The sequence below is a fragment of the Parashewanella spongiae genome (genome assembly GCF_004358345.1).
GTDB lineage: Bacteria > Pseudomonadota > Gammaproteobacteria > Enterobacterales > Shewanellaceae > Parashewanella > Parashewanella spongiae.
This window is the reverse complement of record NZ_CP037952.1, coordinates 3,611,532-3,635,220: the sequence shown is the minus strand read 5'-3', so window position 1 is coordinate 3,635,220 and position 23,689 is coordinate 3,611,532. Positions and strand designations below refer to the sequence as shown.

At 42.4% G+C, this 23,689-nt stretch carries 17 protein-coding genes; 14 read left to right on the top strand and 3 right to left on the bottom strand.

Features of this window, described 5'->3' with window-relative positions; translation table 11 throughout:
- Window positions 1-2: 2 nt before the first annotated feature.
- The 5 genes from fliF to fliJ all read left to right on the top strand — a co-directional run bounded on the left by fliF (window position 3) and on the right by fliJ (window position 5,781).
- A complete protein-coding gene (gene fliF / locus E2I05_RS14310; protein ID WP_121851664.1) occupies window positions 3-1,715 on the top strand; it encodes a flagellar basal-body MS-ring/collar protein FliF in 1,713 nt (570 codons plus the stop codon).
- Window positions 1,708-2,757 carry a flagellar motor switch protein FliG gene (gene fliG, locus E2I05_RS14305; RefSeq protein ID WP_121851665.1) on the top strand — a complete coding sequence of 350 codons (1,050 nt, stop codon included), beginning with the start codon at window positions 1,708-1,710 and terminating at the stop codon, window positions 2,755-2,757. Before fliF ends, fliG begins: the two co-directional genes overlap by 8 nt.
- Window positions 2,744-3,643, top strand: coding sequence for a flagellar assembly protein FliH (locus E2I05_RS14300; RefSeq protein ID WP_121851666.1), 900 nt, complete (start codon window positions 2,744-2,746; stop codon window positions 3,641-3,643). The genes fliG and E2I05_RS14300 overlap by 14 nt, the downstream gene beginning before the upstream one ends.
- Window positions 3,615-4,952 carry a flagellar protein export ATPase FliI gene (gene fliI, locus E2I05_RS14295; protein WP_121851667.1) on the top strand — a complete coding sequence of 446 codons (1,338 nt, stop codon included), beginning with the start codon at window positions 3,615-3,617 and terminating at the stop codon, window positions 4,950-4,952. The genes E2I05_RS14300 and fliI overlap by 29 nt, the downstream gene beginning before the upstream one ends.
- Window positions 4,953-5,331: 379 nt before the next feature.
- Complete coding sequence (fliJ, locus tag E2I05_RS14290) at window positions 5,332-5,781, top strand: flagellar export protein FliJ (RefSeq protein ID WP_121851668.1); 450 nt, start codon at window positions 5,332-5,334, stop codon at window positions 5,779-5,781.
- Here the strand turns inward: fliJ and E2I05_RS14285 are convergent.
- On the bottom strand, window positions 5,778-6,371 hold the full coding sequence (locus E2I05_RS14285; protein WP_133309711.1) for a hypothetical protein: 594 nt from the start codon (window positions 6,369-6,371) through the stop codon (window positions 5,778-5,780). The two genes, fliJ and E2I05_RS14285, sit on opposite strands and share 4 nt — an antisense overlap.
- A 379-nt stretch (window positions 6,372-6,750) precedes the next feature.
- Here E2I05_RS14285 and E2I05_RS14280 point away from each other — a divergent pair, with 379 nt between their 5' ends.
- From E2I05_RS14280 to flhB, 9 genes are all read left to right on the top strand, one after another.
- Entirely contained in the window at window positions 6,751-8,169 is a 1,419-nt protein-coding gene (locus E2I05_RS14280; RefSeq protein WP_165905411.1) for a flagellar hook-length control protein FliK, read from the top strand.
- 64 nt (window positions 8,170-8,233) lie between these two features.
- Window positions 8,234-8,758 carry a flagellar basal body-associated protein FliL gene (fliL, locus tag E2I05_RS14275; protein ID WP_121851671.1) on the top strand — a complete coding sequence of 175 codons (525 nt, stop codon included), beginning with the start codon at window positions 8,234-8,236 and terminating at the stop codon, window positions 8,756-8,758.
- 34 nt (window positions 8,759-8,792) lie between these two features.
- Complete coding sequence (gene fliM / locus E2I05_RS14270; protein ID WP_121851672.1) at window positions 8,793-9,821, top strand: flagellar motor switch protein FliM; 1,029 nt, start codon at window positions 8,793-8,795, stop codon at window positions 9,819-9,821.
- A 9-nt stretch (window positions 9,822-9,830) separates the two neighbouring features.
- A complete protein-coding gene (gene fliN, locus E2I05_RS14265; protein ID WP_121851673.1) occupies window positions 9,831-10,202 on the top strand; it encodes a flagellar motor switch protein FliN in 372 nt (123 codons plus the stop codon).
- Between the two features lie 117 nt (window positions 10,203-10,319).
- On the top strand, window positions 10,320-10,709 hold the full coding sequence (gene fliO, locus E2I05_RS14260; protein ID WP_121851674.1) for a flagellar biosynthetic protein FliO: 390 nt from the start codon (window positions 10,320-10,322) through the stop codon (window positions 10,707-10,709).
- Entirely contained in the window at window positions 10,696-11,439 is a 744-nt protein-coding gene (gene fliP / locus E2I05_RS14255) for a flagellar type III secretion system pore protein FliP (protein ID WP_121851675.1), read from the top strand. Before fliO ends, fliP begins: the two co-directional genes overlap by 14 nt.
- Before the next feature lie 8 nt (window positions 11,440-11,447).
- The gene (gene fliQ / locus E2I05_RS14250; RefSeq protein ID WP_121851676.1) at window positions 11,448-11,717 is read left to right on the top strand and encodes a flagellar biosynthesis protein FliQ; all 270 of its coding nucleotides are present in this window, start codon (window positions 11,448-11,450) and stop codon (window positions 11,715-11,717) included.
- A 2-nt stretch (window positions 11,718-11,719) separates the two neighbouring features.
- Window positions 11,720-12,532, top strand: coding sequence for a flagellar biosynthetic protein FliR (gene fliR / locus E2I05_RS14245; protein WP_121851677.1), 813 nt, complete (start codon window positions 11,720-11,722; stop codon window positions 12,530-12,532).
- Between the two features lie 2 nt (window positions 12,533-12,534).
- Window positions 12,535-13,665, top strand: coding sequence for a flagellar biosynthesis protein FlhB (gene flhB, locus E2I05_RS14240; RefSeq protein WP_121851678.1), 1,131 nt, complete (start codon window positions 12,535-12,537; stop codon window positions 13,663-13,665).
- Window positions 13,666-14,467: 802 nt separating this feature from the next.
- On the opposite strand, the gene E2I05_RS14235 is transcribed toward flhB, so the two are convergent.
- Window positions 14,468-18,631 (bottom strand): hypothetical protein, encoded by a 4,164-nt coding sequence (locus E2I05_RS14235; RefSeq protein WP_133309710.1) that lies wholly within the window; start codon window positions 18,629-18,631, stop codon window positions 14,468-14,470.
- A gap of 510 nt (window positions 18,632-19,141) precedes the next feature.
- Window positions 19,142-23,473 carry a type 2 periplasmic-binding domain-containing protein gene (locus E2I05_RS14230; protein WP_133309709.1) on the bottom strand — a complete coding sequence of 1,444 codons (4,332 nt, stop codon included), beginning with the start codon at window positions 23,471-23,473 and terminating at the stop codon, window positions 19,142-19,144.
- Window positions 23,474-23,689 lie beyond the last annotated feature (216 nt).

Sequence of the window (23,689 nt, the reverse complement as noted above, 5' to 3'; positions counted from 1 at the left end):
TCGTGAGCACAGAATTAGCACTAAGCGGAAATACGTCTTCAGATGCAAATGGAAGCGTTGATGGCGCAGCGCAAGAACACAAATCAGGAATGTTAGGCGGGCTTGGTAGTTCAAACGCACTTCGCCAAGTGACAATGATCCTGGCATTAGCTGTATGTCTTGCACTTGCGGTGTTTGTGATCTTAATAGCACAAGAACCTGAGTATCGCCCTCTTGGGAAAATGGATACCCAAGAGATGATCCAAGTACTTGATGTACTTGATAAGAATAAAATCGATCGAAAAATAGAAGTTGATGTTGTTTTAGTCCCTGAAAATAAGTATCAAGAAGTCAAATTATTGTTAAGCCGCGCCGGTGTTGAAAGTAGCAGTAAAAATGATGACTATTTGAGTAAAGACAGTGGTTTTGGCGTTAGCCAAAGGATGGAGCAAGCACGATTAAAGCACAGCCAAGAGATGAATTTAGCGAGAGCTATTGAAGAACTCAAGCGCGTGAGTCGTGCAAAAGTAATTTTAGCTCTGCCAAAAGAAAACGTATTCGCACGAAGTGCTTCTAAGCCAAGTGCAACAGTGGTGATCACTACTCGCCGAAGTGGTTTGGGGCAAGAAGAAATCGATTCAATCGTTGATATTGTGGCTTCTGCGGTTCAAGGAATGGACCCAAGTCGTGTAACCGTGACAGATTCGTCGGGTCGATTACTTAATTCTGGCAGTCAAGATGGTGCTTCCTCCAGAGCACGCCGAGAAATCGAAATTGCTCAGGCAAAAGAAAATGAATACCGCAATAAAATCCAGTCAATTCTTATTCCGATACTAGGTCCTGAAAACTTTTCATCTCAAGTTGATGTTTCTATGGACTTTACTGCAGTTGAAAAAACAACAAAACGTTTTAGTCCAGATCAAAATGCTGTGCGAAGTGAGCAAACGTTAGAAACGAACTCAAAAGGTGGTGGGATTGGAGGTATCCCGGGGGCGTTGACTAATCAGCCTCCTGCGGCATCAGATATCCCTCAAGATGCCACAAATGCAGCGGCAAGTGAAACTGGAGCGTCAGGCTCTTTGCACCGCGAGGCCACTCGCAATTTCGAATTAGACACGACAGTAAGCCACACTCGCCAACAAGTAGGTACTGTAAATCGTGTCTCTGTTTCTGTTGCTGTTAATTTTAAATCTGGTGTAGCCGATGAAAATGGCCAAGTTGATCGCGTGTCTCGTAATGATCAAGAAATTGCTAATATTCGCCGTTTACTTGAGGGCGCAGTTGGTTTTAATGCTGCTAGAGGTGATGTGCTAGAAGTTGTCAGTGTGCCATTTATGGATCAATTGGTAGAAAGCGCACCTAAACCAGAAATTTGGGAGCAACCATGGTTTATGCGAACGGTCAAACTCGCTTTGGGTGCATTAGTTGTCATTGTGTTAATAGTGACGGTCATTCGCCCAATGTTTAAGCGAATGGTTCAACCAGATGGCGATAAAGCGAATGATGAAAGCAGCACTGGTAACGAATTAGCAGAAATTGAAGATCAATATGCCGTAGATACCTTGGGGATGCTAAATAAATCGGACTCAGAGTACAGTTATGCTGATGATGGCTCAATTCTTATACCCGATTTGCATAAAGATGATGATATGATCAAAGCGATTCGCGCGCTTGTGGCCAACGAGCCCGAGCTTTCAACTCAAGTAATTAAGAGCTGGTTGCAAGAAGATGCCTGATATTAGTAGTGATGACCCAACCCAAGTCTCTACGGCTGTAGTGAGTAATATTACAGGTGTAGAAAAAGCCGCAATCTTGTTGTTGAGCTTAAGCGAAGCGGATGCCGCTTCTGTTTTGCGCCATTTAGAGCCAAAACAGGTACAACAATTGGGTATGGCAATGGCCTCTACCCAAGATTACGGCCAAGAAAAAGTCATTGGTGTGCATAAACTATTTTTGGACGAAATCCAAAAGTTTTCTGCGATTGGCTTTAATAGTGAAGATTTTGTCCGTAAAGCCCTAACCGCAGCATTAGGTGAAGACAAAGCTGGCAACTTGATCGAGCAAATTGTAGCTGGCGGAGGCTCGAAAGGTCTTGATTCATTAAAATGGATGGATGCAAGACAAGTTGCAACAATCATTCAAAACGAACATCCGCAAATTCAAACGATTGTATTATCTTACCTTGAGCCGGATCAAGCCGCTGAAATTTTTGCACAGTTCCCTGAAAATACACGTTTAGATTTAATGATGCGTATTGCTAATCTTGAAGAAGTGCAACCTGCTGCATTACAAGAATTAAATGACATCATGGAAAAACAGTTCGCGGGTCAAGGTGGTGCACAAGCTGCCAAAATGGGTGGCTTGAAAGCGGCAGCAAATATCATGAACTTCTTGGATACAGGTGTCGAGAGTCACTTAATGGAGACATTGCGTGAATCTGATGAAGAAATGGCTCAGCAAATTCAAGATCTTATGTTTGTGTTTGAAAACCTCATTGATGTTGACGACCGAGGCATTCAAGCCTTATTGCGTGAAATTCAACAAGATGTGCTAATGAAAGCGCTAAAAGGTGCGGACGATGCCCTTAAAAATAAACTGCTTGGGAACATGTCCAAACGTGCAGCAGAATTGTTAAATGATGACTTAGAAGCTATGGGGCCGATACGGATCAGCGAAGTTGAGGTTGCCCAAAAAGAAATATTATCCATAGCTCGAAGATTGAGTGAGAGTGGTGAGCTAATGTTAAGCGGCGGTGGAGGCGGTGATGAGTTCCTCTAGTGTTGAGCCTGAATCTATTGATTTAAATGACAGTGCAGCAGCCAATAATGAATTCCAGCAATGGCAATTACCTGATGTAACGCAAACCACGAATGTTGACGCAAATTTATTTGGTCGCTACTCATCTTCAGAGCAAGAAACTGAACATGATGAGTATATTGCGCCACCAACCCTCGCGGACATTGAACACCTTCAGAAAGAAGCCGAAGCAGAAGCTCGTGAGCAAGGGTTCGAACAAGGTAAGAATGAAGGTCTAGAAAAAGGTCGGTTAGATGGCTTAGCACAGGGTCATGAAGAAGGCTTTGAGCAAGGTAAACAACAAGGCTTGGAGCAAGGGTTAGCAGACTCAGCTGATTTGTTAACAAAGCTGGAAAAAATTGTCACTCAAATTGAGCAGCCGTTATCGGTGATTGATACCCAAGTCGAAGCATGTCTACTTGCACTGTCAACCAACTTAGCTAAGGCTATTGTAGGCAGTGAGATTAAAACTCATCCTGAGCATATTTTAAGTGTGCTTCGACAAGGTGTTGAAGCTTTGCCTGTCAAAAAACAAGAAGTTGTGATCCGTCTGCACCCAGATGATGCCAACTTAGTTGAACAAGCTTATTCAGCGGCTCAGTTAGAGCGTAATCAATGGATTATTGAATCAGACCCATCTTTGCAAGCCGGTGATTGCTTTGTTTCAAGCCAACGTTCAAATGTTGATATGCGCTTAGCGAGTCGAAGTGAAGCGGTGTTAGCCGCTTTACTTGAACAGCAGCATCAACTTGAAAAGCAGCTGCAAACGGCTCTGTCTGACGAGATTGAAAAAGCGTCGAAGCTGCAATCACAAGATCAAGGTCTGTTGGAGTCAAATGATGAACAGTCGTCCTCAGAACCTTCTTAATAAATTAGAAGCGCATCAAAAACGTGTTACTCCTTTTCGTGCTGTCGCGAGTGGGCAATTAGTTAGAGTTGTCGGGCTAACGCTGGAAGCAAGTGGTTGCACAGCACCCGTTGGCAGCTTGTGCTCAATAGAAACAATGGAAGGCGAGCTTACAGCCGAAGTTATTGGATTTGAAAACGAGCTCCTTTATTTGATGCCTGTTGATGAGTTGCGCGGAGTATTACCTGGTGCGAGAGTTGTTCCCTTAGGCGCTAAAGCCAATCTGAATGTAGGATTGTCACTATTAGGCCGAGTATTGGATGGCAGCGGTCAACCCATTGACGGGTTAGGTGCATTAAATTCAACTGAACAAGCTTCGGCTCATAGCCCTGCAATAAATCCACTATCCCGTAAAGCAATCGAAGAACCTCTCGATGTTGGTGTACGTGCAATTAACGCCATGCTTACTGTCGGAAAAGGGCAGCGGATGGGGTTATTTGCTGGCTCCGGTGTCGGTAAGAGTGTGCTGTTAGGGATGATGACTCGCGGCACAACCGCAGACATTATTGTCGTTGGGTTAGTTGGCGAACGTGGCCGAGAAGTAAAAGAGTTTATCGAAGAAATATTAGGGCCAGAAGGTCGCGCACGTGCCGTTGTTGTTGCCGCGCCAGCTGATACATCTCCACTTGTGCGTTTACGAGCCTGTGAAACATCCACCAGAATCGCCGAGTATTTTCGTGATCTTGGCTACAACGTTTTATTATTAATGGATAGTTTAACAAGGTATGCCCAAGCTCAACGTGAAATTGCTTTAGCGGTAGGAGAGCCGCCCGCTACTAAAGGCTATCCGCCTTCAGTATTTGCGAAACTGCCTAAGTTGGTTGAGCGAGCCGGAAATGGCAGTGTAAACCAAGGGTCAATCACAGCATTTTATACCGTGCTAACAGAAGGTGATGATCAACAAGATCCTATTGCAGACGCTTCACGAGCCATTTTAGATGGTCATATCGTATTATCTCGCACACTCGCTGATTCAGGGCATTACCCTGCAATTGATATTGAAGCGAGTATCAGTCGTGTCGCACCTATGGTTGTTGATGAACAGCATCTTGATAGCACGCGTAAAGTGAAACAAATGTATTCTCATTATCAGCAAAATCGTGATTTGATATCAATTGGCGCTTATACCCAAGGTAGTGATCCTCAATTAGATAATGCGATTCGGTTACAACCTGCCATGAATGCTTTTTTGAGACAAGGCATGCGCGATGCGATCAGTTTTAATGATTGCGCCACGATGTTGAATCAACTTGCGGCGCAGTGTAAGTAATACCAATTACAGTAATTAAATTCCCAGCTCAGAGCTATGTATGTGTTCAAAGTACAATCGAAATAGATGAAGGCATAGTTGTTACCAACATACAAAGCTGTCGTTATTACATTGCTACGTCAAGACAATTTTGAGAAGTATTCTTTATAAACCAAAGTGAGCACATACAAGCTCCCGAAGGGCAAGGCTAAAGGGTTCCATTACTGCGTTACAAGCACTTGAATTATCCCGACAAAAGCACTAAGTGCGTTGAACGCCAGTTTTGTATGGCGGCCGTAGGGAATATAGTACTTCGAGCTTGTGCCTTGCACTGAAACCCTTTAGATTTTGCTGAGTGAGAGATTAATTACTGTAATTGGTATAAATAAGGCTTAAATTAATGGTGAAAAAAGACCCGCTGCAACTTGTACTACAACTCGCTAAAGACGCTGAAGAGCAAGCAAGTTTGCAATTACGCTCGGCAAAATCAGAGCACCAAAAAGCACGCCAACAACTTGACTCGCTCAATAATTATCGATTGGAGTACATGCAGCAAATGTCAGGGAAAGTGGGTTCGAATTTGAGTGCTTCTCAATATCACCAATTTCACCGTTTTGTTGGTCAAATCGATCAAGCTGTTGGACAACAAGTTGAGGCAGTCAAAAAAGCAGAACAACAACAAGGGTATCGCCAACAATATTGGATGGAAAAACAGCAAAAGCGAAAAGCGGTTGAAATGCTTTTAGAAAAAAAAGCAGTTAAACAACAAGTGACAGAAGCTAAATCTGAGCAAAAGCTTATCGATGAATTTGCCATTCAACAACTTTTTCGCAATAAAAAGGTTCGCTAAGAAAGAGCTAACAAGTTTTTGAGCACTTTGACACCCGCATCACACTCAAGTGAACCGTCTTTAATAAACCCTTCTGTAACTGCATAGATGTCTTGAGCACTGGCGCTAATAAACACGGAGTTGCTTACTCCACTGCGTATTAGGATTTCTAATGTGTCAGACATGCAAGACATTACGCTTTTTATTAATATTTGCGCTTGAATTTCTTGGAGTTTGTTTGGTGGCAAATTAAATTCTTCACCTAGTTTTTTCCATAAATGGTTCATTTCAACCATCGCCTTAGCGAACTTTGCTTTGTTGGTAGGAGCAAGTTTTATGAGTTCCAGTCGACAGCTTTCTTCATATGGAGGGGTTGGTAAAGAGGCTAATAGTTCTTTAATTTTAAATTTGATTGCTTCACATTTATCTTTGTGTTCCATAAAGTCAGAAAGACTCATAGAGTTTTTACAAGCCTCGCAATAACCGAATGTAACTATAAATGCTTTGTTTGGTCCAAACTTTAATTCTATATCAGGTTCGATATCCTCTGCTGGCCCTGAATGTAGTTGAGGCTCTATCTTGATAGGAATTGATATTATTGGGTTAGCCATGGTGTTACCTAATTGCTGATAATTGAGTGGATGATATAAAGTAATATAAGTCATTAATAGTTAACTTTAATTAATGGTTTGGATAAATGTTATACCAATTACTGTAATTGGTATTAGATAGCTTTCGGGAGTTCAGGAAAAAATATTAATCACTCAGGGTTTAATTCCTCGCCCCTCTGGGGTGTGGTGATTCATTGATTGTTTTTAGTTTGGTTATGCAAATCATGAACTCGGCTTTGGCATGAACATTGCTTGGTTTTGTGCGGTTAATGACAAATATTGACGTTATTTAATATTGGTATCATTGAGACTTTAAGCGAATTGCTGATTTTATCTACTGAAATAGGATTTTGGCTAGATAAGCAAAATGGAGGTTGTTGTGGCGCAAGTTAATGAAATGATTTTAAGTACAGGAGAAAACCTAGTACTAAGTAATTCAAAGGCCACTCAGAGCTATGCAAGTGTTAACGAACTTACTGCGTCAGATAAATTAGACTCTGGATTTTCCACGATTTTGGCTGAAGAATCCGTAAATCCAATTCGAGAAGTTTCGCCATCACCTCTGCCTGAAAAAACACCGTTTTCTGAGTTACTTACTGATGATTTATCGGGTAATGGCAATGTTAAAGAAGAAACGACACCTGATAAATTACTTATACAAATCAGTGCGGCTCAATCTTATAATACTGATTTAGACGAGTCACCGAGTGTGAGCGGTCAAATATTGCCGCATTTGCCACAAACTGAATTAGCGAAAGAAGCGGATATAAAATCACAAACCGAATTTTCAGATAATTTGTTATCACATTCAGAATTAATAAGCGCTGACAGTATTGAAGTTCCGACTCAAGTTGCTCAAGTACCTCAAAGCGGCATAAATACGGCTGGGCAAGACACGCAAAATATCGTGGCTACAAATACTTCAATGATTCAGCCTAAGTTAGAACCTGCATCGACACCACAACAGGCTTTATCAAGCTCTCTAGAAAGTACAACGGATGTATCTGCCAAGACATTCAGCAATTCTGAACTTGGTAAAACACTCAGTGGCGATGTCGATGGGAAAGCTGGCGTAATAAAAGATCTAAGCCAAGGTGGTTCTAATGAAGTAGCCAAACAAACACCAATACATACACCAATACAAACCCCAATAAAACTGGCTACTGAACCGGTAGCCAGTGAAGTCCTTGACGGTGACTTTCAAGTGGATGAAGGAGAGTTATTGAATTCATTGGAGAAAGCATCTTCAAATAGCCAGAACAATTCTTCACAGCTTACGAGTGGAATGAACCTTCTCAACAGGGCTGAGGGCCGTGTTGACACCCCACAGTTGCAGGTATCACTTAAGCAAGCTGGAGAACAAACTCCACCAATGCAGGAGATGATCCAGCGGTTTTCTCCAGTAATGAAGCAACAACTGATCGCAATGGTAAATAATGGCATTGGTCAGGCTGAAATTCGTTTGGATCCACCTGAACTCGGACATATGTTAGTAAAGATTCAAGTTCAGCAAGATCAAACACAAGTTCAGTTTCATGTGACGCAACCGGGAGCAAAAGAATTGCTCGAACAAGCGACACCAAGATTAAGAGATATGTTAGCTGAGCAAGGTATGGAGTTATCGGATAGTGAAATTTCTTATCATGATAACAATAGCCAAGAGCGGGGCGGGCAAGGCTCGGAGCAAGATGGTAATTCATCCTTGAATAGCGGATGGAATGAAACTGCAACAAATGATGAGCAGTTAGTACTGAATATAGCGTCAACTGAAGCTTCAGGTATAGATTATTATGCTTAATTCGGTAAGCTATACGGCTGTCTTATTGATATCTGGTTTCAAGAAGAAATTCTAAGAGGAAATTATGGCTGAAGAAGAGTCTCTGTCGCTTGAAGAACAAGCTCCGAAGAAAAAGAGTCCATTAATGCTAATTATCGTAGCGGTTGTAGTTTTACTTTTAGCTGGTGGCGGAACCTTTTGGTTTTTATCAGGAGATGACTCAGCATCAGAGCAAAAAATGGCAATGGAAAACGGCGATGAAATGTCGATGGAAGAAAAGCCAAGTGATGAAGAAGCTATATATGTACCGATGCCGGGACGATTTTTATTTAACTTGTCGAGCGATAATGGCTCAGTGTTAGTGCAAATCCAAGTTCAGCTAATGGTGCGTGGTGAAGACAACGCGATTGGTATAAAAAAGCATATACCACTGGTGAAATCAGAATTATTGAATACATTTAGTGGCAGTAATGCCCTGAAATTAAGCACGCAAGCGGGTAAAGATGAGTTACGCCAGCAAGCGGCTATTAATGTACAAAATGCTTTGTTGCCAATCATGGGCAATAAAGCAGTTGAAAGAGTCTTGTTTACTGGCTTTGTGATGCAGTAAATAGTATGAACATTGACGAAGTTAAGGCAATGCTGTGAGTGATTTATTAAGCCAAGACGAAATTGACGCCCTATTACACGGGGTCGACGATGTCGAAGAAGATGAAGGTGAGTTCGGGGATGAAAATGCCCAAACTTATGATTTTTCGTCACAAGATCGTATCGTCCGTGGACGAATGCCTACGCTCGAAATTGTGAATGAGCGATTTGCTCGTCATTTACGAATTAGCATGTTCAACATGATGCGTCGTACCGCCGAAGTGTCGATTAATGGCGTACAAATGCTAAAATTTGGCGAATATGTTCATAGCTTATTTGTTCCGACAAGTCTTAATATGGTGCGTTTCAGTCCGCTAAAAGGCACTGGACTTATCACCATGGAAGCGCGATTAGTGTTTATTTTGGTGGATAACTTCTTTGGTGGTGACGGTCGTTTTCATGCAAAAATAGAAGGGCGTGAATTTACACCAACTGAGCGTCGAATAGTTCAACTGTTATTAAAAATTATTTTTGAAGATTATAAAGAGGCATGGGCACCAATAATGGACGTTGAGTTCGATTACTTGGACTCTGAAGTTAACCCAGCTATGGCAAATATCGTCAGCCCGACAGAAGTCGTTGTCATTAGCTCGTTTCACATCGAAGTTGATGGTGGTGGCGGTGATTTTCATATCACGATGCCGTACTCAATGATTGAACCTATTAGAGAATTGCTGGACGCCGGTGTTCAAAGTGATAAACAAGACACAGATATGCGTTGGTCACAGGCTTTAACTGATGAAATTATGGACGTCGATGTCGGTTTTTCTGCCGATATTGCAGAGGCTGAGGTTTCACTGCGTTCAGTCATGAGCATGAAAGCTGGTGATGTCATTCCAATTGAGTTATCAGAACACGTATTAATGAAAGTGGAAGATTTGCCTACATTCAGATGTAAGATGGGTAAGTCTCGTGAGAATCTCGCATTGAAAATCTGTGAGAAAATACCTCGCCCAGAAACCACTAAAAACGAATTACAATTAGTCACAAATAAAGGGAAATCTCGAGAAATTTCTGAGATATAAGGTGTAGTAATGAGTACAGATGACGATTGGGCATCGGCTATGGCCGAGCAAGCTGAAGATACTGCAACAACGGCTGATCTCGATGAGCTGAAAGATGATTCAGGCTCAGTAGGCGCAGATCAGTCTGGTTTAGATGCGATTCTTGATATTCCTGTGACGATTTCAATGGAAGTCGGTCGCAGTTTTATCAGCATTCGCAATTTATTACAGCTTAATCAAGGTTCAGTGGTTGAGTTAGATAGAATTGCTGGTGAACCGTTAGATGTTATGGTTAATGGCACTTTGATTGCTCATGGTGAAGTGGTTGTCGTAAACGATAAGTTTGGTATTCGTTTGACGGATGTGATCAGCCAAACTGAGCGAATTAAGAAGTTAAAGTAACTAGAGGATTGGAGTGTGGATTATTTTCTTTCTACATTCCAAAAATCTTTACCATTGGATCTTGGGATTTCTGCTAAAGTAGAGCAAGGAAGATAATAACTGTTAACAGGGTGGGTAATGTCCAGTCTATTTATTACAACAATAGCAAGTGTCTCTGCTGAAACTCCAAAAATCGCCGAAAGTTCAGATATGGTATCAAGCCTAGCGGGTATGATGGGCGGCTTGTTTGTTGTTTTAGGAGTGATATTTGTTTTAGCGTACATAGTTCGACGCTTTAATTTAGCACCTTCCTCAAATGGTGCCTTAAAAACAGTGGCGGTTGCACCTCTTGGACAAAAAGAAAAAGTGGTATTGCTAGAAGTAGAAGGGAAACAATATCTACTTGGCGTCACGCCTCATAATGTGAGTCTTATTGATAAAATTGAAGACCCAATAAAAGTTAAAGCTGAAACCTTTGCTAATAAATTACGCCAAGCAAAAGCTGGGAAAAACGATGCGTCTGCTTAAATACATATTGCTTGCTTTACTAACACTTTCTCCTATGGCTATTGCCCAAGACGGTATTTTACCTGCTGTTACCGTCAGCACAGGTGCCGATGGTTCAACACAATACTCAGTAACAATGCAAATCTTGTTATTGATGACGGCGCTGAGTTTTTTACCTGCAATGGTAATTATGCTGACGTCGTTTACTCGAATCATCGTTGTTTTGTCAATTTTACGACAAGCTATTGGTCTGCAACAAACGCCATCAAACCAAGTATTGATTGGTATTAGTATGTTTATGACATTCTTTATCATGTCACCGGTCATCGATAAGGTTTATGATCAAGGTGTCAAACCTTATATGAATAATGGCTATACCATTGAGCAAGCCTTTCATGCAGGCAAAAAGCCTTTAATGGAGTTCATGTTGTCGCAAACGCGAATGACAGATCTAGAAACATTTGTTGAAATTTCAGGTTATAAAAACATTAACTCTCCAGAAGAGGCACCTATCAGTGTGCTCATCCCAGCCTTTATTACAAGTGAGTTGAAAACCGCATTTCAAATTGGTTTTATGCTCTTTGTCCCTTTTTTAGTGTTAGATCTTGTAGTCGCCAGTATATTAATGGCAATGGGTATGATGATGCTGTCTCCTATGATTGTTTCATTACCATTTAAAATTATGCTTTTTGTCTTAGTTGACGGCTGGGGGTTGGTTATGGGAACCCTCGCGAATAGTTTTGGTTTATAGGTAAGCTTATGACTCCTGAAGCACTTATAGACATTTTTCGTGAAGCATTATCGGTTATTGTACTTTTAGTGTCAGTTATCATTTTACCGGGCTTAGGGATTGGTCTTGTTGTTGCTGTGTTTCAAGCCGCGACGTCAATTAACGAACAAACATTAAGTTTTTTGCCCCGTTTATTGATGACATTATTTGCCTTGATGATGCTTGGGCACTGGTTAGTACGCACTATGATGGAATTTTTTGTGGAAATGGTTAATCGTATTCCGCAGGTTATTGGTTAGTAATGGAAATTTTGATGAGCACGATTAACCAGACTATCGCTGGTTATATGTGGCCTTTGTTTCGAATATCCAGCATGTTGATGGTAATGGCAATCTTTGGTGCCAATACTACACCTGCAAGAGTGAGGTTGCTGTTATCAGTTGCGATAACAATCGCCATTGCGCCAATCCTTCCACCAATGCCCAATACTGAGTTATTTTCGCTACCAGCGGTTTTTATAACAGCACAGCAAATATTAATTGGTGTTGCTATGGGGTTCGTGAGTCTCATGCTGATGAATACTTTTGTATTAACAGGACAAATCATCGGTATGCAAACCAGCTTAGGCTTTGCTTCAATGGTCGATCCTGGTTCAGGTCAACAAGTTCCTGCTGTTGGTAACTTCTTTTTGATTCTTTCTACGTTTATTTTTTTGGCGGTTGATGGCCATTTGTTGATGCTCAAAATGCTCATAGCGAGCTTCGAGACGATACCAGTCTCTGAAAATGGCATTAATATCGCTAATTATCGAGCAATGGCTTATTGGGGCTCTTATATGTTTGGTGCCGCGCTGACAATGTCAATTTCTGCCATTCTGGCTTTACTACTCATTAATCTTTCGTTTGGAGTCATGACTCGTGCCGCGCCACAATTAAATATTTTCTCAATTGGTTTTCCAATCACCATGCTCAGTGGTTTGTTGATTCTATGGCTAACATTAACACCCATCATGGCCCACTTTGGTGAAGTCTGGAATTCAGCCCAAGGGCTCATGTGCGATATGCTAGAACTGACATGTAAAGTGCCGCCAAGCACTATGTCTGGAGGACGTTAGCAATGGCTGAAGATACTGGTCAAGAACGCACCGAATCCCCCACCGCCAGACGGCTGCAACAGGCAAGGGAAAAAGGGCAGGTTGCACGATCAAAAGAATTAGGCACATCAGCGGTTTTGTTGGCTGCCGCGGTGTCGTTCGCTCTAATTGGTCCTGCATTAGCAGAGAGCCTAAATAGGATGATGACTAAAGTTTTCACTATGGATCGAGTTGAAATTTATGATACCGATGCAATGTTACGAGTGTGGGGTGTTGTGGCAACGGAGATCATGTGGCCCGTGTTTAGTATTGTTTGCTTGATTGCTGTTGTGGCTTTTCTTGGTAATGTCGTGCTCGGTGGTATGTCATTCTCGACTAAGGCTATGATGCCTAAAGCCAGTAAGTTAAGCCCTATGGCCGGATTTAAACGCATGTTTGGTGTTCAAGCATTGATTGAACTGACGAAAGGTATAGCTAAATTTTTAGTGATTGCTATTTCTGCCTATGTCTTATTGAGTTTTTATTTCGACGATATCATGCAGTTATCGACATCTCATTTACCGGCGAATGTCTACGAAACCTTAGATATGCTGGTTTGGATGTTTATTGTTTTGTGCAGTGCTACTTTATTGATTGTCGTTATTGATGTGCCATTTCAGTTGTGGAACCACAACAAGCAACTAAAAATGACAAAACAAGAAGTTAAAGATGAATATAAAGATACCGAAGGTAAACCAGAAGTAAAAGGCCGCGTTAGACAGTTACAGCGAGAAATTTCTCAACGTAAGATGATGGCTGAGGTACCAAATGCTGATGTAATTGTAGTTAACCCTGAGCACTACGCTGTAGCAGTTAAGTACGATGCCGACAAAGCAATAGCTCCATATGTTGTAGCAAAAGGAGTGGATGATATTGCATTCAAAATTCGTGAAATTGCTCGCAATCATGATGTAAGCATCGTTTCAGCTCCACCATTATCAAGAGCTATTTATTACACGACTAAAGTAGATCAACAAATCCCTGACGGTTTATTCACGGCTGTAGCTCAGGTGTTAGCTTACGTATTTCAATTACGTCAATTCCAAGGCGGGAAAGGGCGTAAACCGACACCTATTCCACTAGAGCAGCCGATACCAGATGAATTAAAGCATTAAATGGTCTTAGGGTCTGTTGATCTTTCGTGATTGTTTTTGCAGCGATAAATTGGTTATTTTATGCAAGGCAGAGTTTGTGAGGTTTGGTTATTATCGACATACAAAACTGTCGTTACTTCGTTTCCAAATAAGAAAACGATAACGCAGCACCTTTTATTTAGAAAGAGCGACCAATTTACGCTCTCTCTTTTTTCGATGCTTTTGAGCATTCACTGTTCTGTGTTGTGACAAGCTCACTTAGATGGCTAAGCATCACTGCTCACGCCTTGAACAGATAAATGCTCAAATAGCACAAAATTTAATCCTGAAAGATCAACAGACCCTAGGGTTTTAGCGATTTATAAAGTACCAATCTTTGTCATGCCAGCGAAGGCTGGTATCCAGTGACTTTTATAGAAAAAAGCAAAGGCACTAGACTACCGACATGCAAAGCTGTCGTTACTTCGTTTCCAGCTTGAGCTGGAGTGGCGAGAACTCATCGGTATACTTTTTTCTGTAACTTTCCTTAAGCAATTACAACGCAGATAGCAGCTATTTTAGCAAGCTTGTGAGCGTAGAGCACTTCACTCATTGGGTGAAAACCATGATAATAAAATCATCGTATTGCACAAACAGTTACTCATATACTCAGCGTTCAACTGATGTTTTTAGGTTTATGCTGGAAAACTCAGAATTATACCAATTACAGTAATTAATCTCTCACTCAGCAAGAGATAAAGGTTTTCAGTACAAAATGGGTAATCAGGTAAATTTATCCAGAAAACGATCACCTTGATGTTATGAATGTTGAGATAACGTGTAATCACAAATAATCCATAACGGAGCGCTCGTCCTCATGATTTTCGGCATTTTTAAGTGAAATGGTTTTTTGCTGGATATCATATGCATTATCTAGTTGTTTAACTAACCTACTATCGACATCACTGCTTATTCTGCTCATCATAACTGTTAACTCTGATAGGGTGAACTCATCTATACTAGCTAACAGCATCTCAACGTCTTCTGTTTCCAGTTGAGGCTTGTCTAAAAGTGGGTTAGGGCTTGCTTCTGGCGATAAACCTACAAATAAACTGCTGACCCATTCCCCATCAAACTCATTCCATTGTCTAGGATGATTAACCTTACTTAACGAGGCCGTACTCCAAAAGGTATCGTCTTCCATAAAAGACAACAAAGCCTCATCTTCACCATCTTGGTTGACGCTCGTTTCCATAGACTCAGGCTCTTGCGCCGTGTTATTCGTCGTTGCACCATCCTGATGCCATGAAGCGAGCGATATATTTTGGTACTGCACGGATGAACTTAATCTTTCTCTTAATTGGCTAGGTATGTCGCAGAACGAATACTTCTCAACGAGCGCTTTTATTGTAGGAGTGCTCAGAGAGTCTGCATAATACACAAGATTGCGGCGGACTTTCTGGTTCAGGCGCAAGCCTTTTTGTACACACTTTTCAATGAAGGCCAAGTCAAGCCAACTTTCCTGCTGTGCCTCCGTGTTGCCTGTGGCGCTTGGCACTTGCTTTTGTGATAACCGTTCTTCTCGTCGTGTAACGTAAGTACTGACAAGGCTTTGTTCATTTCTGTCATTGAACTCAATTGGAATGTCACTGCTTAATGTCTCAATAAACAAAGAAAGCTCATCGGCAGACCAGTTACGAATAGTGATACTACTTGAACTACTTGAACTACTTGAACTACTTGAACTACTTGGGCTACTTCGGCTTAACTGAGGAAAGGGCAGCTCAATCACTTCCTCATCAATATTGAGCAACGACATATGATCTTGACTAATATGGTAAGGAGTCGGGGCGCTGGCAAAGGATAAGCTGAACCAATAACAAAAAAGTACCATGGGGCAATCTGTTTTTTTTGCTAGTGTATCAATGCATAATGTGACCCCTTTATCTGTATCCACACTGTTGGTAGATACACTAAACGCCACGGCATTTAATGTTGTAGGATATTTTACTGGCAAGACTAACCCTCTGGTGACCAACCCAAAATTCAGTGTGTTCATGGTTTTTACTTTGGGTTTTGCGGCCGTGTTTAAATACTGACTGTAATCTTTCCCTGCTAGGCAAAGGGTATGAAATTTCTTAGCTGATAATGACCTTGATAACTGATATAGGTCATTAGCGGTACTGAACACTTGACATAACACCCGGCAACAGTTGATATCTTTAATCAATCTCTTAGTTTCAGGCGTAGATGAAAGCAGGCAGGCTGCAATTAAATACGCCTGAATCTGGTTCACATTTTCATCCTCAACGCCCTTTAGGACGATCGGATACAATGCCTTATCCCATTGTTCTGGTGTGGGACGTGAGCGAGTTACCCTGCAAAAACGGAAGTAATGGCTTACACTCTCATGGTTCTGGCTTTTCAAATCGAGTGCACTGGACAGAATGGTTTTATTGATTGGCTGACTTAGCAATCGTGCCCAATAGGAATATTTACTCACTTTCTTAGCGATCATAGGGCGGCTTCCCTCTGGGTAAGGCGCATTTGCAAAGAACAATTTTAATCCCAGCTGACCGTTGGCGAAACTGATTTTACCGAGCGCGTTCAATATCCCTTGATGGCTTTCTATTACGCATGGGAACGTCAATCCCGTTATTTTTTTCGTGCTCAACGAGCAGTAGTAACGCAATTTTTTCAGCATCTCAGGCTCACCTTTAATGGCCAATGCCAGCGCTTTTAGCGATGTTAGCTCATCATCGCTATCGCGAAAGTGAGTGAGCAGTTTGGAGAAAGGTGAGCAGGAAAAAGCCTCTTTTACGGCTAAAAGAGATGACTGTTTCCACTCCTGAATGCAGAGTTGCAGTAGTTGATCGTCAGGTTTACCATCAATACTTAATAAAGACAGCAGCTTAGTCACCTCATCCTCTGCAGGCGGCAACGAGAAAACCGCAAAGACACAAGCTAATCTGAGAAGATGGAACCGACCGTTTTGTTTCAGCGCAGGGTGTTCAAGCGAGGAAAACCAGCCATCGGCATCATCAGGTCGGTTCATCACTTTAACTAATAACAACCTATACAAGGGCAGATTGAATCTGCCACCCTCCTGCAGTTGCGGTAGTTTTAGCAACTCAATAATGCGTGCAATTAACGCTTCGTCAGGCAAGCCGCGTCCATGAAATATCGACGACAAGGATTTGAACAGTGGGAAGTTCAATCTGCCGTCCTCATGCAGCTGCGGAAGTTCCAGAAGCTCTATAAAGTGCGCCATTGCCACTTCGTCAGGCAGTCCACGACGAGCAAGTATCGACGACATAGATTTGAGCAATGGCAGACTTAATTTGCCTTTCTCCTGCAGTTGCGGCAGTTCCAACAGCTCTATAAAGCGCGCCATCTCCGATTCATCAGGCAGACCTTGGCCACTAAATATCGACGACAGGGATTTGAGCAGCGGCAGACTTAATCTTCCATCCTCCTGCAGTTGCGGCAGATTCAGAAGCTCAATAAATCGCACCATTGCCAATTTGTCAGGCAGGCCGCGACGAGTAAATATCGACGACAGGGATTTAAGTCGCGGCAGACTTAATTTGCCGCCCTCCTGCAGCTGCGGCAGTTGCAGGAGTTCAATAAAATGCGCGAATGCCTCTTCATCAGGCAGGCCGCAGCCACAAAATATCGACGATAGAGATTTAAACAACGGCAGATTTAATCTCCCCTCCTCCTGAAGCTGCGGCTGTTCCAGCAACTTATTAAAGCGTGTTATCGCCGTTTTGTCAGGCAGACCGCGGCCATTAAATATCGACGACAGGGATTTGAACAACGGCAGGCTAAGTCTGCCATCCACCTGCATCTTCGGCAGTTCCAACAGCTCAATAAAGCGGGGCACTTCAAATTCGTCAGGTAGACCTTGCCCCCTAAATATCGACGACAGAGATTTGAACAGCGGCAGTCTTAATCTGCCGCCCTCCTGCAGCTGCGGCAGTTGCAGTAGCTTAATAAAGCGCGTCATCGCTGCTTCGTCAGGCAGACCACGGCTTTGAAATATCGACGACAGGGATTTTAGCAACGGCAGGCTCAATCTGTCGCCGTCCTGAAGTTGTGGCAGTTTCAGCAGCTCAATAAAACGCACTATTGCCACTTCGTCAGACAAGCCGCGGCCGTTAAATATCGAAGACAGGGATTTTAACAGCGGCAGGCTTAATCTGCCGCCTTCTTGCAGCTGTGGCAGTTCCAGCAACTCAATAAAGCGAGTCATTTCTGCTTCGCCAGGCAGGCCGCAGCCGTTAAATATCGACGATAAGGATTTGAGCAGCGGCAGACTTAATCTGTCACCCACATGCAGTTGCGGCAATTTCAACAGTTTAAAAAAGCGCTCAACCTCCGATTTGTCAGGCAGACCTCGGCCATTAAATATCGATGACATGGATTTGAGCCGCGGCAGACTTAATGTGCCACCCTCCTGAAGCGGCGACATTGTTAGCAGCTTATTAAAACGTTCTATTTCACATTCATAAGGCAGACCGAGTCTATGAAATATAGATGACAGTGATTTTATTGGTTGGGTTTCCGCTATCTGAACAATGTGTTTATCATTGAAGTTAAAGAATGTTTCAATCTTATGTAGTGCATCAACCATGCTGGTAAAAAAGCTGGTATCTTTTACCTTAGCATCGGCTATTTTTTTGAAGAAAAGTGTTAGTTTACTACTGTACTGAGCTAGTTGCGCTTCGGACTCAATCTCGACTTTAGATAATAACTTTGTGAATGCAGATTTAACTTGAATGCCTTTGCTATTCATTGCTAGCTGAAGTTCTTCAGGTAGCTTATTATCCTGCGAAACTAAATAACATTTACTCGACGGGGTTGTGATACACAATTTTTTAGGAGCAGGTTGGCCTTTATTATTAGTACTCACTCTCTTACGGTTTGGCTTCTTAGGGTTATTTGAGGTCGAAGGGGTGTCATACATGGAACTGGAAGTAGCATTTGAAGTGGAGGTGAGTGCCATGTTTATTACCTTTTTTAAGGACAGATAAGTACAGATGTTTTTGAGTTTATATAAAGCCTCCCTCTTGAACTCAAGCCGTAATACCAATTACAGTAATTAAATTCCCTGCTCAAAACTATGTATGTGTTCAAAGTACAAATGAAATTGATGAAGACATAGTTATTACCGACATACAAAACTGTCGTTATTACATTACTACGCTACAAGTTTTTGAATTATCCCGACAAAAGCACGAAGTGCGTTGAACGCCAGCTTTGTATGGCGGCCGTTAGGGCATATAGTACTTCAAACTTGCGCCTTGTACTGAAATCCTTTAGCTCGTCCTCACTTAGGGATGTCGCAGTTCAAATAATACCAATTTAAATTTCAACGCTTAATTTGTCATACCTGCGAACGCAGATATCCAGCGACTTGTGCCCAAATTAACCAAAGACTCTGGACTCCTGCGTTCGCAGGAGTGACGATAAAATTGGTATACATTCTTCCGCCACGTCCCTTATAACAGCATTTTTAAGAATATAACGTGGTTTGTTGCTGAATATAAGATGCTTCAAGTTGTTTGATTAACGTACTATCAACATCACTACTTATTCTGCTCAGCATAATTGTTAATTCTGAGAGGATGAACTCCTCAACACGAGCTAACAACATCTTAACGTCTTCGGTATCCAGTTTAGGCTTATCTAAAATTGAGGCTGAGTTTGCTTCAAACGGTAAACCTTCGAATAGACAGCTGAACCATGCATCATCAGACTCAGTTAATTGCACAGGCTGATTATCCTTACTTAACGAGGCCGTACTCCAAAAGGTATTGTCCTCCATAAAAGACAACACAGCCTCATCTTCATCACCTTTGCTGACACTCGTATCCATAGGCTCAAGCTCTTGCGTCGTGTCATTCGTCGCTGCCCCATCGTGATGCCATGAAGCGAGCGATATATTTTGGTACTGCACGGATGAACTTAATCTTTCTCTTAATTGGCTAGGTATGTCGCAGAACGAATACTTCTCAACGAGCGCTTTTATTGTAGGAATGCTCAGAGAGTCTGCGTGATATACGAGACTGCGGCAGACTTCCGAGGTCAGGCGCAAGCCTTTTTGTACAGACTTTTCAATGATGCCCAAATCAAGCCAACTTTCCTGATGTGCTTCCGTGTTGCTTGTGGCTCTTGGCGTTTGTTTTTGTGACAACAGCTTATTTCGTTGTGAAACGTAAGTGCTGACAACACTTTGTTCATTGCTGTCAGTGAACTCAACTGGAAAGTCACTGTTTAATGTATCAATAAACAAAGAAAGCTCATCGGCAGACCAGTTGCGAATAGTGATACTATTTGGACTGCTTTGGCTTAACTGAGGAAAGGGCAGCTCAATCACTTCTTCATCAATATTGAGCAGCGTCATTTGAGCTTGACTAATATGGTAAGGTGTAGGGACGTTGGCAAAGGTTAAACTGAACCAATAACAAAAAAGCACCATGGGGCAATCAGTTTGTTGTGATTGTTGTTCAATGCGTAATGTGACCCCTTTTTTTGTATTCACACTGTCAGTAGATACACTAAACGTCACGGCATTTAACGTTGTAGGGTGCTTTACTGGCAAGACTATCCCTCTGATGACCAGCCCAAAATTAAGTGTGTTCATGGTTTTTATTTGGGGTATTACGGTCTCATTCAGATATTGACCGTAATCTTTTCCCGCTAGGCAAAGGGTATAAAATTCTTCAGATGGTAATGAAATTGATAATTGATATAGGTCATTAGCGGTACTGAATACTTTGCATAACATCAGCCAACAGTTGGTATCGTTAAGCAATATCTCAGCTTTAAATACAAATGAAAGCACGGTGGCTGCAATTAAATACACCTGAACCTGATTCACACCATTAATATCAACGCCCTTAAGGACGATCGGATATAATACATTAACCCATTGTGTTGATGTGGGACATGATCGGGTTGCCCTGCAAAAATGAAAGTAATGGCTTACACTCTCATGGCTCTGCCCTTTTAAATCGAGTGCACAGGACAGTATGGTTTTATTGATTGGTTGACTGAGTAATCGTTCCCAGTAGGAGGATTCCTTCACTTCTTCAGCGCTCAGAAAGTGGCTTCTCTCTGGACAAGGCGCATTTGCAAAGAATAATTTTAATCCCAGCTGACCGTTGACGAAACAGATTTTACCGAGCGCGATCAATATTCCTTGATGGCTTTCTATTACGCATGGGCTCGATAATCCCGTTATTTTTTTCGAACTCAATGAGCAATGGTTATCCAATTTATTTATCAGCTCAGGCTCACCTTTAATGGCCAATGCCAGAGCTTTTATCGATGTTAGCTCATCACTATGGTTATCGCGAAAGTGAAAGATCATCTCTGCGATAGGTAAGCAGGAAAAAGCCGTTTCCACAGCTAAAAGAGATGATTGTTTCCACTCCTGAGAGCAAAGTTGCAGTAGTTGATCGTCGGGTTGACCATCAATGCTTAATAAAGAAAGTAGGTGAGTTACCTCACCCAGTTTTGGCGGCAGAGGGAAAACCGCAAAGACACAGGCTAGTCTGAGATAGTGGATCTGCCCCTTTTTCTGCAACATAGGGTGTTCAAGCAAGCAAAACCAGCCGTCTGCCTTATCTGGCCGACTCATCATTTTAACTAATAACAGCTTATACAAGGGCAGATTTAATCTGCCATTATTATGCAACTGTGGCAGTTTCAGCAACTTAATAAAGTGCGTCATCGCCATTTCGTCAGGCAGACCGCGGTAATTAAATATCGACGACAAGGGTTTGAACAGCTGCAGACTTAATCTGCCGTCCACCTGAAGCTGCGGCAGTTTCAGCAGCTTAATAAAGCACTTTATATCGGTTTCGTCAGGCAAACCTCGGCCATTAAATATCGATGACAGGGATTTAAACAGCGGTAGGCTTAATCTGCCGCCCTCTTGTAATTGAGGTGTTTTCAGCAGCTCCATAAAGCGCTTCATCGTCGCTTCGTTAGGTAAACCAAGGCTATTAAATATTGACGACAGGGATTTGAACAGCGGCAGATTTAATTTTCCGTCCTCTTGCAGTTGCGGCAGTTCAAGCAGCTTAATAAAGCGCGCTATTACAGCTTCGTCAGGCAAACCACGGCCATTAAATATCGACGACAGGGATTTGAACAGCGGTAGGCTTAGTCTGCCGCCCTCCTGTAGCTGCGGCAGTTCCAGCAGCTTATTAAAGAGTGTCATCGCCGCTTCGTCAGGCAGGCCGCGGCCATTAAATATCGACGATATGGATTTGAACAGCGGCAGGTTTAATCTCTCGCTCTCTTGTAGCTGTGGTATTTCCAGCAGCTTAATAAAAAGCGTCATTTCAGCTTCCTCAGGCAGACCGCGGCCATTAAATATCGACGACAAGGATTTGAGCAACGGTAGGCTAAGTTTGCCATCTTCCTGTAGCTGCGGCAGTTCCAGCAGCTTAATAAAGCGCGCCATCGTCTTTTCGTCAGGTAGACCGCACCCATGAAATATCGACGACAAAGATTTGAAAAGCGGCAGGCTTAATCTGCCGTCCTCCTGTAGCTGCGGCAGTTCCAGCAACTTATTAAAGCGTTTCATCGCCGCTTCGTTAGGCAGGCCACTACCATTAAGTATCGATGATAAGGATTTAAACCGCGGCAGACTCAATGTGCCGTCCTCCTCCTGCAGCTGCGGTAGTTCCAGCAACAGAAAAAAGCGCTTAATAGCTGCTTCGTCAGGTAAGCCGCTGCCATTCAATATCGACGACAGGGATTTGAATAATGGTAGGTTTAGTGTGCCGCCCTCTTGAAGTTGCGGAAGTTTTAGAAGATCAACATACCGCGTTATATCCGCTTCGTCAGGCAAACCGAAGCCACTTAGTATCGATGACAGGGATTTGAGCAACGGAATACTTAATTTTCCGTTCTGCTGCAGCTGCGGCAGTTTCAGCAGCTTAACAAGGCGCGTCACGGCCACTCCATCAGGCAGACCGTGGCCATTCAATATCGACGACAGGGATTTGAGCAACGGCAGTTTCAATGTGCCACCCTTCTGCAGCTGCGGCAATTCCAGCAGCGCAATAAAGCGTGCCATTTCCTCATTGTTAGGCAGACCGCATCCATGAAATATCGACGACAAGGATTTGAACAGCGGCAGGCTTAATCTGCCGTTCTCTTGCAGCTGCGGCAATTTCAGCAGCTCAATAAAGCGTGTAATCGACGCTGAGTCAGGCAGGCCACGGCCAATTAACATCGACGACATGGATTTGAGCAGCGGCAGGTTTAATCTGTCGCCCTCCTGTAGCTGCGGTATTTTCAGCAGGTTAATAAAACGCTCTATCTCCGCTTCGTCAGGCAGGCCGCGTCTACTAAATATAGACGAAAGGGTTTTCATCGGTTGGGTTTTTGCTACCTGAACGATGTGTTCAGTACTGAAGTCAAAGAACGTTTTTATCTTACTCTGTGATCGAATCATGCTGGTAAAAAAGCTGGTATCTTTTACCTTAGCATCGGCTATTTTTTTGAAGAAAAGTGTTAGTTTACTACTGTACTGAGCTAGTTGCGCTTCGGACTCAATCTCGACTTTAGATAATAACTTTGTGAATGCAGATTTAACTTGAATGCCTTTGCTATTCATTGCTAGCTGAAGTTCTTCAGGTAGCTTATTATCCTGCGAAACTAAATAACATTTACTCGACGGGGTTGTGATACACAATTTTTTAGGAGCAGGTTGGCCTTTATTATTAGTACTCACTCTCTTACGGTTTGGCTTCTTAGGGTTATTTGAGGTCGAAGGGGTGTCATACATGGAACTGGAAGTAGCATTTGAAGTGGAGGTGAGTGCCATGTTTATTACCTTTTTTAAGGACAGATAAGTACAGATGTTTTTGAGTTTATATAAAGCCTCCCTATTGAACTCAAGCCGTAATACCAATTACAGTAATTAAATTCCCTGCTCAAAACTATGTATGTGTTCAAAGTACAAATGAAATTGATGAAGACATAGTTAGGGATGTCGCAGTTCAAATAATACCAATTTAAATTTCAACGCTTAATTTGTCAT

What these genes read in the sequence shown, in the direction of transcription:
- fliL (WP_121851671.1), top strand. Translation starts at nt 8,234, where the DNA reads ATGGCTGAAGAAGAGTCTCTGTCGCTTGAAGAACAAGCTCCGAAGAAA.
- fliI (WP_121851667.1), top strand. Translation starts at nt 3,615, where the DNA reads ATGAACAGTCGTCCTCAGAACCTTCTTAATAAATTAGAAGCGCATCAA.
- fliJ (WP_121851668.1), top strand. Translation starts at nt 5,332, where the DNA reads ATGGTGAAAAAAGACCCGCTGCAACTTGTACTACAACTCGCTAAAGAC.
- fliO (WP_121851674.1), top strand. Translation starts at nt 10,320, where the DNA reads ATGTCCAGTCTATTTATTACAACAATAGCAAGTGTCTCTGCTGAAACT.
- E2I05_RS14235 (WP_133309710.1), bottom strand. Translation starts at nt 18,631, where the DNA reads ATGGCACTCACCTCCACTTCAAATGCTACTTCCAGTTCCATGTATGAC.
- flhB (WP_121851678.1), top strand. Translation starts at nt 12,535, where the DNA reads ATGGCTGAAGATACTGGTCAAGAACGCACCGAATCCCCCACCGCCAGA.
- E2I05_RS14285 (WP_133309711.1), bottom strand. Translation starts at nt 6,371, where the DNA reads ATGGCTAACCCAATAATATCAATTCCTATCAAGATAGAGCCTCAACTA.
- fliG (WP_121851665.1), top strand. Translation starts at nt 1,708, where the DNA reads ATGCCTGATATTAGTAGTGATGACCCAACCCAAGTCTCTACGGCTGTA.
- E2I05_RS14230 (WP_133309709.1), bottom strand. Translation starts at nt 23,473, where the DNA reads ATGGCACTCACCTCCACTTCAAATGCTACTTCCAGTTCCATGTATGAC.
- fliR (WP_121851677.1), top strand. Translation starts at nt 11,720, where the DNA reads ATGGAAATTTTGATGAGCACGATTAACCAGACTATCGCTGGTTATATG.
- fliN (WP_121851673.1), top strand. Translation starts at nt 9,831, where the DNA reads ATGAGTACAGATGACGATTGGGCATCGGCTATGGCCGAGCAAGCTGAA.
- E2I05_RS14300 (WP_121851666.1), top strand. Translation starts at nt 2,744, where the DNA reads ATGAGTTCCTCTAGTGTTGAGCCTGAATCTATTGATTTAAATGACAGT.
- fliP (WP_121851675.1), top strand. Translation starts at nt 10,696, where the DNA reads ATGCGTCTGCTTAAATACATATTGCTTGCTTTACTAACACTTTCTCCT.
- fliQ (WP_121851676.1), top strand. Translation starts at nt 11,448, where the DNA reads ATGACTCCTGAAGCACTTATAGACATTTTTCGTGAAGCATTATCGGTT.